15 protein-coding genes are annotated in these 19,911 nt (G+C 41.9%); 10 read left to right on the top strand and 5 right to left on the bottom strand.

Going from position 1 to position 19,911, the window contains the following annotated elements; genetic code table 11:
• Positions 1-15: 15 nt before the first annotated feature.
• Entirely contained in the window at positions 16-2,424 is a 2,409-nt protein-coding gene (locus AC1DYB_RS05565; protein ID WP_477433155.1) for an ABC transporter permease, read from the bottom strand.
• Between the two features lie 218 nt (positions 2,425-2,642).
• Here AC1DYB_RS05565 and AC1DYB_RS05560 point away from each other — a divergent pair, with 218 nt between their 5' ends.
• The 4 genes from AC1DYB_RS05560 to AC1DYB_RS05545 all read left to right on the top strand — a co-directional run bounded on the left by AC1DYB_RS05560 (position 2,643) and on the right by AC1DYB_RS05545 (position 6,042).
• The gene (locus tag AC1DYB_RS05560) at positions 2,643-3,539 is read left to right on the top strand and encodes an MBL fold metallo-hydrolase (RefSeq protein WP_477433153.1); all 897 of its coding nucleotides are present in this window, start codon (positions 2,643-2,645) and stop codon (positions 3,537-3,539) included.
• A 291-nt stretch (positions 3,540-3,830) separates the two neighbouring features.
• Positions 3,831-4,715 (top strand): hypothetical protein, encoded by an 885-nt coding sequence (locus AC1DYB_RS05555; RefSeq protein ID WP_477433151.1) that lies wholly within the window; start codon positions 3,831-3,833, stop codon positions 4,713-4,715.
• 182 nt (positions 4,716-4,897) lie between these two features.
• On the top strand, positions 4,898-5,788 hold the full coding sequence (locus AC1DYB_RS05550) for a DUF4349 domain-containing protein (protein WP_477433149.1): 891 nt from the start codon (positions 4,898-4,900) through the stop codon (positions 5,786-5,788).
• 59 nt (positions 5,789-5,847) lie between these two features.
• Complete coding sequence (locus tag AC1DYB_RS05545; RefSeq protein WP_295717720.1) at positions 5,848-6,042, top strand: hypothetical protein; 195 nt, start codon at positions 5,848-5,850, stop codon at positions 6,040-6,042.
• A gap of 92 nt (positions 6,043-6,134) precedes the next feature.
• Here the strand turns inward: AC1DYB_RS05545 and gldB are convergent, their stop codons facing one another.
• On the bottom strand, positions 6,135-7,172 hold the full coding sequence (gene gldB / locus AC1DYB_RS05540) for a gliding motility lipoprotein GldB (protein ID WP_477433147.1): 1,038 nt from the start codon (positions 7,170-7,172) through the stop codon (positions 6,135-6,137).
• A gap of 57 nt (positions 7,173-7,229) precedes the next feature.
• Here gldB and AC1DYB_RS05535 point away from each other — a divergent pair, with 57 nt between their 5' ends.
• Both AC1DYB_RS05535 and AC1DYB_RS05530 read left to right on the top strand, forming a co-directional pair.
• Positions 7,230-8,879 (top strand): NAD+ synthase, encoded by a 1,650-nt coding sequence (locus tag AC1DYB_RS05535; protein WP_477433145.1) that lies wholly within the window; start codon positions 7,230-7,232, stop codon positions 8,877-8,879.
• Between the two features lie 96 nt (positions 8,880-8,975).
• Entirely contained in the window at positions 8,976-12,719 is a 3,744-nt protein-coding gene (locus AC1DYB_RS05530; protein WP_477433143.1) for a S8 family serine peptidase, read from the top strand.
• 181 nt (positions 12,720-12,900) lie between these two features.
• Here AC1DYB_RS05530 and AC1DYB_RS05525 read toward each other — a convergent pair whose 3' ends face one another.
• On the bottom strand, positions 12,901-13,398 hold the full coding sequence (locus tag AC1DYB_RS05525; protein ID WP_295717729.1) for a hypothetical protein: 498 nt from the start codon (positions 13,396-13,398) through the stop codon (positions 12,901-12,903).
• A gap of 244 nt (positions 13,399-13,642) precedes the next feature.
• On the opposite strand from AC1DYB_RS05525, the gene ggt reads away from it, so the two are divergent.
• The 4 genes from ggt (at position 13,643) to AC1DYB_RS05505 (ending at position 17,667) form a co-directional block, all read left to right on the top strand.
• Positions 13,643-15,364 carry a gamma-glutamyltransferase gene (gene ggt, locus AC1DYB_RS05520; protein ID WP_477433141.1) on the top strand — a complete coding sequence of 574 codons (1,722 nt, stop codon included), beginning with the start codon at positions 13,643-13,645 and terminating at the stop codon, positions 15,362-15,364.
• A 121-nt stretch (positions 15,365-15,485) separates the two neighbouring features.
• Positions 15,486-15,938 (top strand): MarR family winged helix-turn-helix transcriptional regulator, encoded by a 453-nt coding sequence (locus tag AC1DYB_RS05515; RefSeq protein ID WP_295717731.1) that lies wholly within the window; start codon positions 15,486-15,488, stop codon positions 15,936-15,938.
• Positions 15,939-16,172: 234 nt separating this feature from the next.
• Positions 16,173-16,670 carry an FKBP-type peptidyl-prolyl cis-trans isomerase gene (locus tag AC1DYB_RS05510; protein ID WP_295717733.1) on the top strand — a complete coding sequence of 166 codons (498 nt, stop codon included), beginning with the start codon at positions 16,173-16,175 and terminating at the stop codon, positions 16,668-16,670.
• 61 nt (positions 16,671-16,731) lie between these two features.
• Positions 16,732-17,667, top strand: coding sequence for an FKBP-type peptidyl-prolyl cis-trans isomerase (locus AC1DYB_RS05505; RefSeq protein ID WP_477433139.1), 936 nt, complete (start codon positions 16,732-16,734; stop codon positions 17,665-17,667).
• On the opposite strand, the gene AC1DYB_RS05500 is transcribed toward AC1DYB_RS05505, so the two are convergent.
• Positions 17,668-18,981 carry a cryptochrome/photolyase family protein gene (locus AC1DYB_RS05500; RefSeq protein WP_477433137.1) on the bottom strand — a complete coding sequence of 438 codons (1,314 nt, stop codon included), beginning with the start codon at positions 18,979-18,981 and terminating at the stop codon, positions 17,668-17,670. It lies immediately after the preceding gene.
• Positions 18,974-19,873, bottom strand: coding sequence for a TIGR01777 family oxidoreductase (locus tag AC1DYB_RS05495; protein ID WP_477433135.1), 900 nt, complete (start codon positions 19,871-19,873; stop codon positions 18,974-18,976). Before AC1DYB_RS05495 ends, AC1DYB_RS05500 begins: the two co-directional genes overlap by 8 nt.
• Positions 19,874-19,911: the final 38 nt, after the last annotated feature.

Raw genomic sequence — 19,911 nt, 5'->3', positions numbered from 1 at the left:
ATTAGGGTGTATTACCTATTCACTCCTCAAACTCTTCACCGGGCTATCCAGGGCAGCTTTTATAGTTTGTATAGTGATCAATACAGCCGCAACCAAGGTAAGGCCAACAATAGCAACCATAAATGGATTTAGGGTAATGGCTATTTTATAAGCATAATTATTAAGCCAGTTATTCATCATTAAATAAGCCAGCGGGCAGGCCACTAAACAAGCAATTACTATCACCCCTAAAAACTCTTTTATAAACAAGGTGATGATGCCTGCAACCGATGAACCCAATACTTTGCGGATACCGATCTCCTTAGTACGCTTCTGGATACTTAGTGATATTAGCCCCAATACACCCAACAGTACAATAATCACCGCTAAAACTGTAGCAATATAAGCGGCCTGCTTTAACTGGATCTCGGATTGATAAACTTTTTTAAGGGCATCGTCCATAAAGCCATATTCAAAGGGAGCTCCGGGTAAAAGCACCGCCCACCTTTTTTGTAGCGCAGTGATGCTTTGCTGCATGTTGCCCGGCTTTAGTTTGATAGAAAAATACCGGTAGTAAGTAGTGTAATTAACATTCATAAAAGTGATGGGCGATATTAAATCATGCATCGACCCGAAATGAAAGTCGGCCGTTACACCGCAAATGATGAGCGGAATATTGCTGCCCTGCTGCATCATCTTTTGACCTATGGCGTCATCGGGAGTTTTATATCCCATTATTTTAGCTTGTGTTTCGTTAATCACCACCTGCGTTGTATCTGCCGGGATAAAAACCGGCTTAAAAAATGTACCGGCCCTCATGGGGATATTGTAGGTGGCGGCGTATTGATTATCAACCATTAAACCCGTTGCAGTGATTGCTTGCGCGGGGTTCCCTCCTTGCTTGTACACGGTATAATTGCCGCCGTTTTGTCCGTTCGGAATATCCCATGAAAGCGAAACACTGCTTACCTCAGGCATCTGCATCAGCTGATCTTTTACCGATTGCATTTTTTGCACCCCTTTAACCGACCAATCCCTTGGCAGCTGGGCATACACTACATAGTCTTTATTATAACCCAGCTTGCCGTTAAAAAACAGGTTTATTTGCTGCGAAATGATAAGCGCACCAATAAATACGATAGCCGCGGTACCAAACTGAAAGCCCACCAGCGTTTTGCGGAATAGCACACTCTCTTTTACCGATGCCAGCTTGCCTTTTAGCGAGTCGACTGATTTCAATGCGGATAACACCAACGCCGGGTAAATACCTGCCAATATCCCCACAAACAGGGCAAACAAAAAAGGTATCGCTATAAAATAAACCGGGAAGCCAAACAGCCCGGTGATTTGCTCGCCAAGCACATTGCTAAAATATGGCCTCGCCAGGGCGTATAATACCAGGGCAATCACAGTAGCAATTAAAACCATGAGCACCGATTCGGTTAAAAACTGCCAAATAAGCTGGCCGCGTAAACCACCTAACACCTTGCGGATGCCCATCTCCTTCATTCGCCCGGATGAGCGGCCGATACAGATGTTCACAAAATTGATGATAGCCATCAGCAAAATAAACAGCGCGATGTAACCCAATGTATAACACATGGTTTTAACGGTGCCGCCCCATCCTTCAAGGTAATAATCCGTAAGTGGTACCGCTACGTTTGTAAGGCTTTTGCTGATATCTGCAGGTGCGTTCTTTTTCATCAGCTCACGCAGCGGCCTTTCCAGGTCCTTTGCGGTAACACCATCTTTTAATTCAACATAGCCTACGGTGCTAAAGTTTGTCCACCCTTCCAGGTTGCGTTTAAAGTATTTTGCCGAGCTGGCCGTAAAAAAGAAATCGGAATTATTGTTTTGATCAAGGTTGGTCACCGAGTTTTTGGGCACATTATCCAACACCCCGCTGATCACAAAATCGTGCTTTTCGCCGCCAAAACTTTCAAAGTTGATGGTTTGCCCAACAACATCCAGCTTACCAAAATATTTCAAAGCCATTTTTTGCGTAAGCACCACCGAAAACGGATCATTCATGGCGGTTTTAGCATCACCATACAATAACTTTAATCCATACATCTTGAGCAGCGTGCTATCACCCAGCTGCAGGCTCTCCCTAAAATGCATATCACCCCTGGATACATTAGTGGTAACGCCATCAAAATGATAATAATTAGCTACCAGGTTGGGGTAATTATCCCTTAGCGCTCTTGGCATCTGCCCTGCCGAAGCAATTTCATTACCCTGGCCCGGATCTTTCCACCGGCTTGTTAAAATATACTGGTTCTTAAAATTTTTAAGCTGATGGTTTACCTGCAGCTGCCCCCAAATGTAGGCACCAATAAGTAAGGTAAAGGCAATACCCACCGAAAGACCGAAGATATTGATCAATGAAAAAGCTTTGTTTTTCCAAAGGTTACGCCAGGCCAGTTTAAAGTAATTTTTCAGCATAGGTTTTATTATTATCCAATAAAGATAATGGCATTAATTAACGTAAGTAGCTGTGTTAACATAATTTAACACATTTGGCCGTTGATATTTCGCTGCGCCGTTATTTGTTCCGGGTTAATATATTATTATTGATACAACCTATTATCTGCTTGCTACTTAGAAATTAAAATACCTAAATTTACTAATCCCCAACTACCAAAATCATAACAAATAAATCTATGGAACGCCGTAAGTTTTTAATGAACACAGCCCTTACTGCAGGCTCAATTGCATTATTCGGAAAAAGAAGCCTGGCATCAATACTGGCCGACCCAACTTTTCAGTTTAAAACATTACGTGGTAATGTTGGCATGTTTGCCGAAAAAGGCGGCACCATTGCCTGGCTGGCAAACAAGGAAGGTATTGTTGTGGTTGATGCTGAATTTCCGGAACAGGCTACGCACCTTATAGCTGAGTTGAAGAAACAATCAGATAAACCTTTCAAATGGCTCATCAATACCCATCACCACGGCGACCATACCAGCGGCAACATCGCTTTTAAAGGTATAGCCCAAAATGTAGCGGCCCACACCAACTCGCTTATCAACCAAAAAGCATCGGCAGCAAAACAAAATAACGACGATAAACAACTATACCCAGATATTACCTATACCGATAAGTGGAAAACTAAGGTAGGTGATGAGCATATCACCGCACATTACTTTGGCGCGGGCCATACCAATGGCGATAGTTTTATACACTTTGAAAACGCCAACGTTGTACACACCGGCGACCTGGTATTTAATCGCCGATACCCTTTTGTTGACCGCAGCGCCGGTGCATCATGCAAAAGCTGGATAACCACGCTGGAGGCTGCCACCAAACAATTTGATAAGAATACCATCTTCGTTTTCGGCCATGCCTTTGATCCGCTTAAGGTAACCGGCACTATGGACGATGTAAAAGCCATGCAACACTTTATGGAAAACCTGGTAACCTTTGTTGATACCAGCATTAAAGCAGGCAAATCAAAAGAAGAAATCATTGGGGCTAAAAGTATTACCGGCGTAACTGAATGGCAGGGTGATGGTATTGAAAGAGGCTTAACCTCAGCCTATGAAGAGCTAAGTGCATAAAAATTTGTCTGAACCAGGATTTATCCGATTAAAAGAATCGTAAGGTTTTTAGCTTGCCCAATCAAAATCCAAAAATCTTATGAATCTGCTTAATCCTGGTTCAGTTTAATTTACTGAACCAGGATATTTCCGGTTTGGGTCCTTTTAAAAAGAACGGCCCTCCTTATTGCGTTATACCTCAACAAATCATGCTGATTAGTTTTCAATTACCATAACTAACCAATGCAGTAATGCGTAAACAGCGGTAATAAACTCATTACTTAACTCATTTCGTCCCCTAATCATCTCATCATGATTTGCAAATTCCGGCTGCAGTCATTCAAGTTTTGTGCCATTGTAGCACTTTGTTTGTGTGCCAGATCTGCCTTCAGTCAAAATTCTTTCGAAAAGGAGTTAAAGCAACAAGTAGATTCATTTTTGGCCCCCGTTCCGGTTGTAGCCGCGCAGGGGGCATCACAGATAGAAAACGGAGATCTTTATCCCAGCGATGCCCCCATCGCACTTTTAACACCGACTGGCTTTGGCGGATATGGCACATATATTTTCGGCGGTTTAGGCGGGGCCTACCCGGAAGTATACAGGAACAACAAGGCCGACCTCATTGGTTCAATTGGTTTTTGTGTGGGCAACCCAGAATCGGCAGTAAACTTTGCTACCAGCTTGAACGTTACTGATGTACACCTGTTTCGTGACTTTTCTGGCAACTTCATCCTAAGCAGAAAGTTATTTGCCGGTACAAGCATTTCGGCAGGCGCCCTGCAAATGTTTGCCAATGATAGGCAATCAGACTCGCCGGGATCAACGTTTTATATGGCTATAAGCCATGCGGTACAAACAATTCCATCGTTAACTCCCGGCTGCTCAAGGCTTAGTTACACCATTGGCTTAGGCAGTGGCAGGTTTTATGAAAAAAGCCCCATTGATATTGCTAACGGAAAAGGCACCCATGGTACCGCAATATTTGGCAGTATTTCATTTGAGGCGATAAGACATGTAAGCATAAATGCCGAATGGACAGGCATGAATTTAGCATTTTCGGCCGGCTTAAGGCCTTTCAAAAACCTCATAAGCTTTGGCATAGGCGTAGCTAACTTAACCAGGTATTCATCAAATAAAGCCAACATGGTTTTCTCTATTGGCTTACCCCTTTCACTAAACAGAACACTGATCAAATAACAAAACATAAAAATTACAGTGGCATCGATGTTTGTTTTGGTGCCGTTGCTATTTACCTTATTGGCGTAAGCCGGTTCAATATCCATCTTATTTATTCTGCAACTACCTCATTCTCTCCACAGAAGGGTTACTTATTCGCCTTTATCAGAATTAATAGTAACCAAAAAAAACAATTAAAATTCATGAAAACAAAAATTGTAACTGCGCTGCTGGCGGGCATTGTTCTGCTGGGCGCGTGTAAGGGAGGTGTATCCAAGTACGAAGCTGTTAACAACAGTAGCAGTTCGTCTGCAGATTCGGCCGCTGTAGATACCCGCGCAGATTCATTGACGACAATAAACCCCAAACTGGTAAAAACTGCAGACATGCGCTTCAAGGTTCAAAACGTGCAGCAAACGGCCGAAAAAATCAGCGCCTTAACCATTAAGAACAACGGAATGGTCATGCATCACCAAATGGAATCGTCTGTGCAGGGAGCCCAGGATTACCGCATTAGCGATGATTCTGTAAAGCGTGTATCAGCTTTTAGTACTACAGAAGAAATGACTGTTAAGGTACCCTCTGATAAGCTGGGCGATTTTATGCAGCAGGTAGCACATATGGGCATATATGTTACTTACAGCAAAATGGATATCGACGATAAATCACTTGATTTTCTATCATCAAAATTAAAACTTAACAGCCGGAAAGAGCTGGTAGAGCAACAGAAAAAAGGGAAAATCACCATAAAAAACCCATTGAATGTACTGTTATTAAAAGATGATATGGTTGATGGGCAAATTGACAATATGAAAATTGACGCCGCTGTTAAGTTTAGCGTAGTAACCCTTAGCTTTTACCAAAGCAATACTATAGTGAACGAAACCATCGCGAATGATGATCCCTCGGCTTATCAATTGTCATTTAACAAACGTTTTGCAAATTCATTGCATTATGGCTGGTACCTGTTTACTCAACTTGTTTTGGGGTTAGCCAACTTGTGGATGTTTATTTTAGCGGGTATTGGTGTGTGGATATTAATAAGGTATTACAAAAGAAAACACCCCACATTTTTAGGCTCGATAAAATCATAAAAATTAGTGGCATTTTCGCTAAACATTTCTATTTTTGCCAAAACATTAAATACGGTATCATGGAGTCAATGGAAAACGCCAATTCAGAGAAACATTACAAACTATTAGTTGTAGCTATTATCATAGGCATTGTAGGTGTATTTATCCGCTTTGCAGGTGATGAAAATACCCCATACTTTTCATGGATCGCCAATGTATTATTAGCATTAGGTGCCGGTATTGCTTTAAAAGCAGTGTTCGATATTATGAAATAATTTATTATTCAATATATAAGAAAAGCGTCAAGGTTATCCCTGACGCTTTTTTTATGCTTCATCTGCTCATCTCATATCCGTAATCTGCACATTTACTTCGGCTTATATTTCGATTGATTCAGGATCTTTTGCGCATCCTTATCAGCCATTAATTGTGGCAAGGTAACTTCAGGGTGCTTATTCATATAGGCACGTACAATTTGCCAGCCCGTATATACAGCCAACTTTGGTGCCGATTCATTTCTTTCGCCCAGGCCCGGAGTAAACGGCGCTTCAGTAAGATATTTTTGAATTTTTGGATAATCGGTTTCGTACAATAGGTTCTCCTCTAAAAAGTATCCCCATATTTTCGATTCAAAATCATTACACCATTTTAACTGGGTGGCGGTATAGCTAATTTTAGTTGTATCACTAACATCAGGTAATATCCTATCCATAAAATACATGATCTTACCGTTGTACACCATTTTTGATAGTAATGATTTATCATTATCGTCTTCGGGAAACATATCCTCACGGGCAATGCCCTCAACCACACGGGGGGTAATATTATCGGGCGTAAAATGCCTTGATAAATAATGCGGAAACGCACTGGTGATTGAAGGATAAAACCTGGAGTTGGCCCCCAAAAACAAATCAAGCCCTATGGCAAAATACCCATCACCAATGGATGTTTGCGCCTGGAATCCAGATAGGTAAGCATAAACTTTCGGGATTCTCTTTTTGGGATAATAGTATTTGATGTATTTAAAAGCCTCTGTCAGTTCGGCGTTCTGTTTATCCATATTTGGGTAAACAGCCTCTACATCATGTTTCAGATCGTTATAAGCTTTACCTTTAAATACCTCATGCAGGGTTTTAAAATAGGCAGTATCTCTTGTACTACCGGCCTGCAAAACACGTTCAATAAAATCCTGGTAAAATGCCCCATACTTATTATGAAGAGAAACGGCTTGCTGGTTTATGCGCCCGGTGCGCATAGCATCAAAATCATGATCAAAGCGCTCTATCGTCACATCAAGGTTAATATTACTTACATCAACCTTTTTATTGCGCCCGCAGGCTGTCAAAATCAGGCCAATAAAAAAAAATAAGTAAATTTGTTTTGCTTTATACCGGGTAGTTATCATTTTTATCCTTTGAGCAAAAATAATTTTTATTTGCATTAATACGTTACTATACCATCCATGAAAATCGCATTAGCCCAGCTCAACTATCATATAGGTAATTTCGAATCGAACACAGCCAAAATTATTGATCATATTTTAGAGGCAAAGCAAAACGGTGCCGACCTTGTTGTATTTGCCGAACTATGCGTTTGCGGGTACCCGGCACGCGACTTTCTTGAATTTGATGAGTTTATAGGTTTGTGCGATGAAGCCGCAAAAAAAATAGCCTCAGTATGTACAGATGTGGCCTGCATTATTGGCCTGCCCACTTTCAATAACAAAACAGAGGGTAAAGATCTTAACAACTCGGCATATTTTATTGAGGACGGGAAGGTTAAGGCGATAGTGAATAAAGCTCTGCTACCAAATTACGATGTATTTGACGAATACCGCTATTTTGAACCATCAACAGATTTTAACTGTATTGAATTTAAAGGCAAAAAAATAGCGCTTACCATATGCGAGGACTTGTGGAATACCATAGAGAACCCGCTGTACATTACCCGCCCCATGGATATCCTCATTCATCAGCAACCCGATGTAATGATTAATATCGCGGCTTCGCCATTTGCCTATAACCACGATGAGGTGCGGATTGATATTTTGAGCGATAATGCCAGCCGCTATAATTTGCCACTACTTTATGTAAACCAGGTAGGCGCACAAACCGAACTGATATTTGATGGAGGATCGCTGGTATTTGACAATACAGGCAAACTTATAGATGAATTGCCCTATTTTGAGGAAAATATGGCTTATTACACCCTGGCCGATAACAACACCATAAGTTTTGAGCATACATCAACCCTAAAAGCCGAACGCCCGAGTGATATTGACCAGATACACCAGGGAATTATTTTGGGGATCCGTGATTATTTTTATAAATCCGGCTTTAAACAAGCTATATTAGGTTTATCCGGCGGGATAGATTCGGCAGTGGTTTGTGCTCTGGCTGCGGAGGCCTTAGGTCCGATGAATGTGATGGCCGTATTACTGCCTTCGCGTTTTTCAACAGATCATTCCCTTAAAGATGCAGAGGACCTTGTGAAAAACCTGGGCTGCAAAAGTGAAACCATAGCTATAAAGCATATTACCGAAGCGATTGAGAGTTCCCTGCACCCGCAGTTTAAAAACCTTACGTTTAATATTGCCGAAGAAAATATCCAATCGCGTACCAGGGCTGTTTTATTAATGGCGATGTGCAATAAGTTTGGTTATATTTTGCTAAACACCAGCAATAAAAGCGAAGCGGCGGTAGGTTACGGTACTTTATATGGCGATATGTGCGGAGGCATTTCTGTTATAGGCGATGTGTATAAAACGCAGGTTTTTGAATTGGCCCGCCACATTAACCGCGATAAGGAGATCATCCCGATTAACTCCATCGTTAAACCGCCTTCGGCTGAGTTAAGACCTGATCAAAAAGATACCGACTCCCTGCCCGAATATGATATTTTGGACAAAATACTGGAAGAATATATTGAATACCGTCGTTCATCTGCCGAGATCATTAAAATGGGCTATGACGAAGCAACAGTTCGCCGGGTAATCAAGCTTACCAACTCGGCCGAGCATAAACGTTACCAAACACCGCCAATCTTAAGGGTTTCGCCAAAGGCTTTTGGTATGGGCCGCAGAATGCCGATAGTAGGTAAATATCTTTCGTAGATATATTCATTGAGTTTATCGATTATATGCATATTCGTATAAATATATGAGTTAATTTGCCTTCTCATTATTTTGAAAATGCCTATATCCAAGTCAATGAATAAGCTATACTCCGCAATTTACTTTTTATTGTTTTTGCTGGGTACCACTACTGAGCTTTTTGCTCAACAACCATTGGTAAGCACCGCAAAAAAGGCCGAACTTGATAATTTTTCATCCCAATTAAGAAACACTTATACCGTGGGCAGGCAACAGGCCCTGTCATTAGCCGGCAAACGCGGGTGGACCATAAGCCGCCGATCAAAAAATGGCAATTTATTATCGTTACAAGGCATAAACAGTTTGGGGTTCCCGGTATACCTCATTACACATAATAATACTACCGCTGCGGCAACAACAAATACCAATAAGATACAACCAGGCGGCTCTTTAGGATTAAATCTTTCAGGGTCCAGTACCAGCCTCCTCAATAAATTGGCCATGTGGGATGGTGGCTCCGTTTACGCCGCTCACCAGGAATTTGCCGGTAAAACCATCACCATAAAAGATGGTGCTGCTGTACTTGACCATACCACTCACGTGGCAGGTACTATGATAGCCAAAGGGGTATATGCACCTGCTAAAGGCATGGCTTTTAACTCGGCCGGTTTGCTATCATGGGATTTTGATAACGATGTATCAGAAATGAGCGGTGCCGCATCGGGCTTATTACTATCTAACCACTCCTATGGAGATGTGGCGGGCTGGGATTATAATGATAGCGACTCGCGTTGGGAATGGTATGGCTTACCCGGTGATTCTGTTGATTACACTTTTGGTTTTTATGATACCCGCGCGCAGTCATGGGATAAAATTGCCTATACCGCGCCGTATTACCTCATCGTTGAATCGGCAGGTAATAGCCGGTCCAGTAACGGGCCAGCCATCGGATCAACATATTATGGCTACAGGAGCAGAACAGATCAAACCATTGTTAACAAAGGAGCAAGGCCTGCAAACATCAGCGATAACAGCGGCTATGATATCATCAGCACAACAGGTAATGCTAAAAATATAATTACTGTTGGCGCCGTAAATCCCTTACCATCCGGCCCTACAAACCGGCAAGATGTAAGTATCGCTTATTTCAGTAGCCGGGGACCGACCGATGATGGGCGCGTAAAACCAGATATTGTTGGTGATGGTGTAAATGTAACTTCAGCAGGTGTTGCCAACAGTACATCGTACCTCACCCTATCAGGTACATCAATGGCTGCACCCAACATTACAGGCTCTTTATATTTATTGCAGGAGTACTACTACAAAAAAAACAATCAAAGCTTTATGCGCTCGGCCACACTAAAGGGCCTGGTTTGTCACACTGCCTTTGATGCCGGTAATGTGGGGCCCGATTATATTTATGGATGGGGGCTGCTCAATACGGCAAAGGCCGCCCAGGCTATAACTGAAAACGGCACCAAAAGCCTTATTAAAGAGAGTACACTTACCCAGGGTCAAACGCAAACCTTTAATGTACTGGCATCGGGTGCTGATGCTTTGATTGCAACTATTGCCTGGACAGATCCACAAGGGACAGTTTTACCCGACGGGACAATAAACAGCCGCACACCAAAATTGGTAAACGATTTGGATATAAAAGTGAGTGATGGCACAACTACCTACAACGCTTGGGTTTTGGATCCCGATCACCCATCTGCCACAGCAACAACCGGCAATAATATCCGGGATAATGTGGAGCAGGTTTATATTGCCAACGCGGTGCCAGGCAAGGCTTACACCATTACTGTATCTCATAAAGGTACCCTTTCATCAGGCTTGCAGGCTTACTCCCTCATCGTAACCGGAATGGGCGGTACTGCTTACTGCTCATCGGCACCTTTGAGTAATGCCGATTCGCGCATTGATAACGTTAAACTTGCTAATATTGACAATACACCTGCCCCGGGATGCAAAAGCTATTCTGATTACACCAATTTAACCATTCAATTAGAGGAGGACAAATCCTACCCCCTAAGCATTACCCTGGGTACCTGCGGCAGCAATTTCACTAAAGCCGCTAAGGTATTTATTGATTATAATGAAAACGGTATTTTTGATAGCAATGAAGAAGTAGCAACTACCGGCATTTTTAACGGCACTGGAACATACACCACAAACATTAAGATACCGGCCAACGTTTTGCCGGGCACTTACAGTTTAATGAGGGTAGTATTAAACGAAACCGCCGATGCCTCAACCATACAAGCCTGTGGCAGTTACAGCAAAGGCGAAACCCAGGACTACCGTGTACAATTTTTACAAACCAGTATTGATGCCGGCATATCGGCCATAGTTAACCCCGGCTCAAGTGGGGCATGCTCTATCACTACGCCCGTAACTATCCGGGTTAAAAATTTTGGCAGCGCGGCAATCAGCAATATTCCGTTAATGGTAAAAATAACCGCGCCCGATAATACTGTTACTACCTTTAACGGAACCTACACAGGTACCCTTGCACCCGGCGATGAAGACAACTTCACCTTTAGTCAAAATTTTAACGCGATGGCCGGGGCCACTTATACCATAACTGCTGTAAGCAATTTAACCGGCGACCCGGTAAAAACAAATGATACCGTAACAACAACCATAGTTATTAACTTTCCATCTACTATTGGCGATCTTAGCGCTTATTACTGTACCGATAGCAAACAATACCTTTTATCCGGGAATGGCGATGGCACTTTGCTTTGGTACCAAAATATTGGAGATACTGCCCCCGTTGCTGTTGGCAGCCCAATAAGCACAACATATCCGCCTGTAAATAATACTTATTACGCAGGCATAAATGATTTTAAGGGCACCGTAGGGCCGGCAACTAAAAATATTTTCAGTGATGGTGGATATGATCAGTTTACCCCATCTGTTATTGTTGATACCAAAGTACCGGTAGTTATTCAAAGCGCGCGTTTATATATCGGCAACCCAGGCAAAATCACATTTAATGTAAGTAACAGCAACGGGCAAACTGTGGCATCAACAACTATAAACGCCCAGGCTACCCGCAGCATACCACTCCCCGGTCCGCAAGCAAATGATCCGGCAGACCCCGGTAAGGTTTATGACCTCAATCTTGAATTACCAGCCGCCGGTAAATACGTAATATCAGTTGAATATGATAATAGCGCAACTATTTATCGCAACAACGCGGGTGTAACAGCCTATCCGTTCAGCACGGGTAATATATTCAGCATCACCGGAAATGACGCAACCAGTGATAACCCTTCAGATACCAGTTATTACAAAAGCTTTTACTATTACTTTTATGATATGAAGGTTCAAAGCCTGGGTTGCGCTTCTGCAGCCAGGAAGGCCGTCACATTAACGAAGCCTGTTATTGTACAAAGTAATAATACCTTAAACTCGAGTATTGCAATGGGCAATCAATGGTTATTAAATGGAGCACCGATAAAAGGAGCCACAGGTGTTACCTATGATCCCATACAAAGCGGAAACTACCAGGTAGCAGATACTTTAAGCAGTGGATGCGTGGCCATATCAGATGTTTTTGTTTATGCCAGAACGGTAGCCAATGCAGATAAATCAACTGACATAGGATTAACGGTATTCCCGGTGCCGGCAAACGCCAACCTAAACGTTTTATTTACAGCTAAAACGGCCGCAGATCTCAACCTCTCACTTGTAAATTCGGTGGGGCAAATCATAATTTCGGATAAGCAAAATATCCCGCAAGGTAATTTTAGCACGGTAATGAATGTGAGCAATTTGCCACCGGGCGTATATGTCTTAAAGGTATTATTGGGCAGTAAGGTGTATGGAAAAAAGGTGATCATCAGTCATTAAAAACTTGATACCATTAAAGAACATCCCCAAAAGCTGTAATCCTTTACACAGATAAGTGAGGGAAAGTTCACATTTTATGGCAAAAAAATAGAGCAGGCCTAAAATGCCTGCTCTTAAATTGTAACTGTAATTTTGGGGTAAGTAAATCAAAGCTTTATGCCATAGGCATTAGCTTTAATGTTTATTGAAAAGTATATTTTACACCTACACCCGGTGCAATATCGAAAAATGGCCCTGTGGCTACTTCAAGGCGGGGATTAAGATCCAAGCTTACTGCAATTGGGCTATTAGGAATCATCCATTCCAGGCCCAAAACACCATCGGCTCCTAATAAAAGGTGCCTGTCTTTATAGTATTGGGCATCACTGCCAAAGCGATGGTAATACCCACTGCCAATAGAACCCAAATGGCCTCCAAAACCGTAATAAAAATTAAGCTTATCAACGTTAAACGCTTGTGTATGTATCTCGTACAAACCGGTTATTACCAGGCCGTGATCGCGGATACCCAGGATACCTTCAAGTGCAGTGGTCTTATCAAGGAAGTACTTGCCGGATGGCCCAATTTCATATGCGCCAAATTTTAATCCGGCGGCTACCTTATAATCCTGCGCCTGCGAGCGCTTGCCTATTAATAAAAAAGAAACCGAGCATAACAGAATGTAAATAAATTTTTTCATGTAGTAGTTTTAAGTAAACAATTAAACAGGTAATGTAAACGCATATTAGCTTAATGAAGAATTAACCCCGTCTGGGCGTAAATGTTCAGTAATAAACGCCAATTATGAATTTTTATGGTATTGTAAAGAAAAAACTACATTGTTAAATATTCATCTAACTGACTTTCAACAGGAAATATTGGTCTTCTTTTAATGTATTTATGGCCTTAAATAGATTATTTTAGTAAAATAATTTTCGCTGATAATGATGATATATAGCTTTAAAATAAGAAAGAGCAATTACATAACCCTGTTTTTAACCATACTTTTTTTTATAACCACAGGATGTGTACACGGGCAACTGGGTGTTAACAATAGTAACCAATATCGTAATGGGATGGTGGTTTGCGCTTACCCGGATGCCGCGCAGGTTGGGCTTGATATTTTAAAGAAAGGTGGCAACGCTGTTGATGCCGCAGTAGCGGTACAATTTGCATTAACAGTAACACACCCGCAAGCAGGCAATATTGGCGGTGGGGGCTTTATGGTTTTCCGTTCAAAAAGCGGCAAAACAAATACCCTGGATTTTAGGGAAAAAGGACCAGCCGGAGCAAGTGCCAATATGTACCTGGATTCTGCCGGGAATGTAATTCCTGATATGAGCCTGTATACACACCAGGCATCCGGCGTTCCCGGTTCTGTTGATGGGATGGTTGAGGCACACCGTAAATATGGCAAGCTTAAATGGGCCGATCTTGTACAACCTGCTATTGAACTTGCCCGCAACGGTTTTAAAATAACAAAACATTTAGCCAGCGACCTCAATCGCACCAAAGCCCAGTTCACAAAATTAAATCCGGGCAAAACCTATTTGATAAAAGATGGAGATTGGAATGCAGGCGATGTATTGTTGCAGGAGGATTTGGCCAAAACCTTTGAACTCATCCGCGATAAAGGCAGAGAGGGATTTTACGATGGTATAGTGGCCGATGAAATTGTTGCCGAAATGAAAAGCGGCAAAGGACTAATGACAAAGGAAGATCTCAAAAATTACCACTCTGTTTGGCGCAACGCTATTACAGGCAATTATAAAGGGTACAAGATCATTACAATGCCGCCACCATCAAGCGGAGGCATAGCTTTGCTCCAATTGCTGCAATCTGTTGAAAAATATCCTTTAAAAAGGTGGGGATACAACCAGGATTCAACCGTGCGATTGGTAGTTGAAGCCGAACGCCGGGTTTATGCAGATAGATCCAAATACCTTGGCGATCCTGATTTTTTTAAAGTGCCGGTTGATAGCCTGCTGAAACCAGCTTATACCGCATCGCGTATGAGCAATTTTAGCTGGGATGCTGCCACACCAAGCACCAGTATACAGCCCGGCACCTTTGTAAGTTACGAAAGCGACCAAACAACACACTATTCTATTGTAGATAGGGATGGCAACGCGGTATCAATTACTACCACATTGAACGACAGCTTTGGTTCCAAAATTTTTGTTAAAGGCGCGGGGTTCCTGCTTAACAATGAAATGGACGACTTTAGCTCCAAACCGGGAGTACCCAATATGTACGGATTGATTGGAGGCAAGGCCAACAGCATCCAACCCGGTAAACGCATGCTATCATCCATGACACCAACCATTGTTGAAAAAGACGGAAAACTGTTTATGGTAGTAGGTACTCCCGGCGGCTCAACAATCATTACATCAGTTTTTCAAACCATACTTAATGTAATAGAGTTTAACCAAAGCATGCAACAGGCGGTAACTTCAAAACGCTTCCACTCACAATGGCTGCCCGATGAGGTAACGATTGAAAAAGATGCTATTGATAGTGCCACCGTTACAAAACTCCAAGGTAAAGGCTACAAAATAACCAGCCACGGGACCATAGGTCGGGTAGATGCCATTCTAAAAACCCAATGGGGTTATTACGAAGGCGGCGCCGATCCACGGGGTGATGATACTAAACTGGGGTGGTAGTAAGGCGGTTAGGAGTTGGCGGTTTGCTTAACATCTGTTTTAATAAAAACCACAAACTGGCAACGGCAAACTGCAAACTTAAATTTGTGTAATTAACAAGCATTTCTTACGTTTGGTATGCATGCATAATAGTGTAAAACACCAGGAAACCATTGATTATTTTTTAAAAATTGTGTGGCAAACCGTTGCCAACAGGTACAACCAGTTGGTTACTGAGTTTGGCATCACGCAGTCTATAGGCTACCTGTTAATCAATATCGACGAAAAGGAAGGCACCACTGTATCCCAGGCGGCCGCATTATTAGGGCTTAAATCAACCAGTTTATCAAGAATGCTTAGTCAGCTGGAAAAAACAGGACTAATCTATCGGGAATCTAACCAGGGCGATAAACGTTCGGTAAAGATTTATCTGACAGATGTGGGCAAAGAAAAACGGCACCAGGCACGCGTGGTTGTAAAACAATTTAATAACTACCTTGATGCCCACATCAGCCCGGCAGATAAAGAATACCTTACCGAAATGCTAAAAAAAATAAACAAGCTTACTGTTAACTACAAACCTAATAGTCAATAAGCATTACAAGAGCTTTTATTGTAAAAACACTTTGCCGTAAACCAGTAATAGTGCGGCCAGAAAAACTAACGGACGTACAGCCATAAACCGAAGTAATTTTCTTTAAAATGATTCGTTTAGTTTGAAATAAAGCTCTTAACTACACTTATTTAATGCTGTGCGGATTATTAATTGTTAAAAAATGTTAAGCTGCCGTTTTTCTATTATAAAAGAATAAATTTGCCTTTTGAAAAAATGAACAGGTTACTTGTTTTACTATTGGTATTGATGGCGGGATTGGGCGCATGTAAAAAATCTGCCGATCCTATGGTACAGTATAAAATTCAAGCGGCAATTGATGATAAAATAATCAGCGATTACCTGGCAAAGCATCCAGAAGACAGCGCTAAACGTGTGGACACATCAGGAGTGTTTTACATTATTAAAAAGGGCGAAGAAGGTTCAGGAAATGACCTGTTTACCAGTTCAACAACTGTAACAGTGGGCTTTACAGGGCAACGGTTGGCTGATGGTGTTGTGTTTGCGCAAACTACCAATTTTCACCCGTCCTATACATTAGGAAGTGTGATAAGAGGTTGGCAATTGGGCATACCACAGATAAAGAAAGGTGGCAAAATAAGGTTGCTTATTCCGTCAAGATATGCTTACGGGCCATATCCGCAGGATTCGGTACATTTGCCCGCTAATTCGGTACTTGATTTTCGTATACAGCTATATAATATAACTAATTAGACAAAAGAATAAAGGTAAAGGGCCACAATGATTAGCTGTTTACTGTTAACAAACAATATAAATGAAGAAAATTACTTTTACGCTATTATTACTTGCCACAATAGGTTTTATATCTTGCCGCAAAACAGCCAACGATCCTAATATTACACAAGTCGACGAAACCAATATTCAAAACTATATTAAAGCCAATGGCCTCACAGCTATGAAACGTGATACTACTGATCATGATACCAGCGGCATTTATTACCAGATTCTTTCGCAGGGATCAACTGCGGGTCTGCCATTGGACTATTCAGATACAGTGAAGTTCGTTTTTACCTTAAAATCATTCGACGGAAAATACAACTCACTTGATTCGCTGACCAATAACCATTACGATGGTTTTTTAGGCCACATAAATCAAAGTGCGCTTCCAAAAGGTTTGCAGATTGCTATTCATAACCTCATTAAATATAAAGGAACAAGAGCAAGGGTATTAATACCTTCGCGCCTGGCCTATGGAATAAACGGCTATGGAACGGGCAGTGCAAGTAACGTTAATACCCGTATTGCAGGTAACCAATGCCTTGATTATTATCTTAATGTATATACCGATCAAAACAAGTATGATGATCAGGTTATAAATAACTACAAGGCTGCCAATGGCTTAACTGGCTTTGTTAAGGCTCCAGGTGGTTATTATTATAAAGTAACAACTCCTGGTACAGGCGCCAATGCCATAGGTCAATATTCAGCCTTTACCACAACTTACTCGGGCAAATTTTTAACCGGAACAGAATTTGACTCCAACACAACTGGTACAACCTTTGACCTTTCGGGCAATAGTGGAAGCATACCTGTAACAGGTGTAGCGGAGGGTTTACAGGGTTATACTGCAGGCGCCGCAGTTACACTACTATTACCTTCAAGATATGCCTATGGAAGAGCGGGTACTACCGGTATAGCCGGGAATACCAACTTACGTTTCGACTTTACAATAGTTACCGTGACTAATTAATTATTTAGCTAAAGCCTCTTTAAATACTTTTAAACAACGCTCGCGTGCAAAAGCGTGATCAATAATGGGTTTCGGATATGTGCTAAAGTCAGCATATTCCGGAACCCATTTTTTTATGTATTTCAATTCCGGGTCAAACTTTTTTGTTTGAGATTCAGGATTAAATATCCTGAAATACGGCGCAGCATCTGTACCCGAGCCTGCAGCCCATTGCCAGCCGCCAACATTGCTGGCCATTTCATAATCAAGCAGCTTACGGGCAAAATAATGTTCGCCCCAGCGCCAGTCTATCAGTAAATCTTTACTTAAAAAGCTGGCCACTATCATGCGTACACGGTTGTGCATAAAGCCTGTGGCATTCAGTTCGCGCATGCCTGCGTCAATTATCGGGTAACCGGTCTGCCCATCGCACCAGGCCTTAAATTGCGCTTCATCATTAACCCATCTAATGCGGTCATACTCCGGGCGAAAAGCATGATCCATCGTGTGCGGAAAATGGTATAATATCATCATATAAAACTCGCGCCATATCAGTTCATTAAGCCACGTTTTACTACTATAACCATATGCCGTTTTTGCCAGCTCCCTGATGCTTATGGTACCAAAACGTAAATGCATCCCAATATGTGATGTGCCTTTAATAGCAGGAAAATTTCGTTTCTCCGCATAATCGCTGATAACATCCTTATACTCCTTACCTGGCAAGGGAAGGGTACTTTTTTCAAAGCCCATTTCTTTTAATGAAGGTATTGCCAAAGGCTGGGTTTTAACCAGGTTGGTTATATACTTTAGGGTAGGATAAGGTTTAAGATGAAATGGCTTAAGTGCTGCATACCATTTGCGCTGATATGGGGTATAAACAGTGTAAGGTTTACCATCATCTTTGGTTACCTCATCTTTTTCAAATATTACCTGGTCTTTAAAGGTTTTGAACTCGATATTCTGTTTTTTCAGCCTCTCCCCTACAGCATCGTCGCGCCTGGTAGCGTAGGGTTCATAATCATGATTGGTATACACCGATGCAATATTATGTTCCTTGATTATTTTATCCCAGGCATGTTCGGCCTTATCATAAATCACCAATAGGCTGCTTCCATGTTTTTGGAGTTCTGCATGCAGCTCTTGAATAGCATCATAAATAAAAGTGACACGGGCGTCATCCTTGTCTTCCAGCTTATCTAATATCTCCTTATCAAAAATAAACAAAGGCAAAACAGGGTTGCCACTTTTCAAGGCCTGATATAAACCCGCATTGTCATTTAAACGCAGGTCGCGGCGAAACCAGAAGATAGTTATTGGGGTATTTTTATCCATATATTTCTTTCAATGCGGCTGTCACCTCGGTATACTTAAAACTGAAGCCTGCATCTTTAATTTTTTGATCAGATACTTTAGTGCTTCCTAACACCAGGCTACTCATTTCGCCCAGCAATAATTTTAGCACAAATGCAGGCACATTTGGCGCCCACATAGGTTTATGCAATTGTTTAGCTACTGCCGTTGTCATTTGGGCATTGGTTACCGGGTTAGGTGCCACCATATTAAAAACCCCTTTCAGCCCTTTGTTTTCTATTGCAAACAGGTACATGTCAACTACATCCTGCCAGTGGATCCAGGGAATCCATTGTTTACCATTCCCTATTGGCGAACCTACAAAAAGCTTTACGGGTAAGGCCAGCGCAGGCAATGCTCCTGCTTCTTTATCCAACACCACACCGGTGCGGAATTTTACTATGCGCAAACCCAGCTTTTCACCTTCATCAACTGCGGCCTCCCAATCAATACAGCATTGCGATATAAAATCACTAACCGGCGGGCTGGTTTCTGTCAGTAATTCATCTCCCCTATCACTATAATAACCAATACCCGAGGCAGAGATAACCGAAGTAACTTTGTTAGCCCGGGTTTTAAGCAGGCTATATAACAGGGCAATTGACTTGGTGCGACTTTCTACTATTTCTTTTTTACGATTTTCCGTCCAGCGTTTATCTGCAATCCCGGCCCCCGCCAAATGAATAATAGTATCTACACCATCAATACAATGTTCATCAATAGTGCCATTATTCACATTCCATATAAAGGTTTTTATATCTATGTCTTTAGCAGGGTTCCGGCTCAAAAAACTTAGGGAATAGCCTTTCGCCAGCAATAGCTTACTAAGCCGCTTACCTAAACCGCCAGAACCACCCGTTATCAATATGTTCATCTTGTTGTTATTTGTCAAGGTTTTTTGTTTTCATGTTA

It is taken from the genome of Mucilaginibacter sp. P2_A4 (assembly GCF_056405015.1).
Note: the sequence above shows the minus strand (reverse complement) of the source record. Positions and strands in the feature narration are given on the sequence as shown.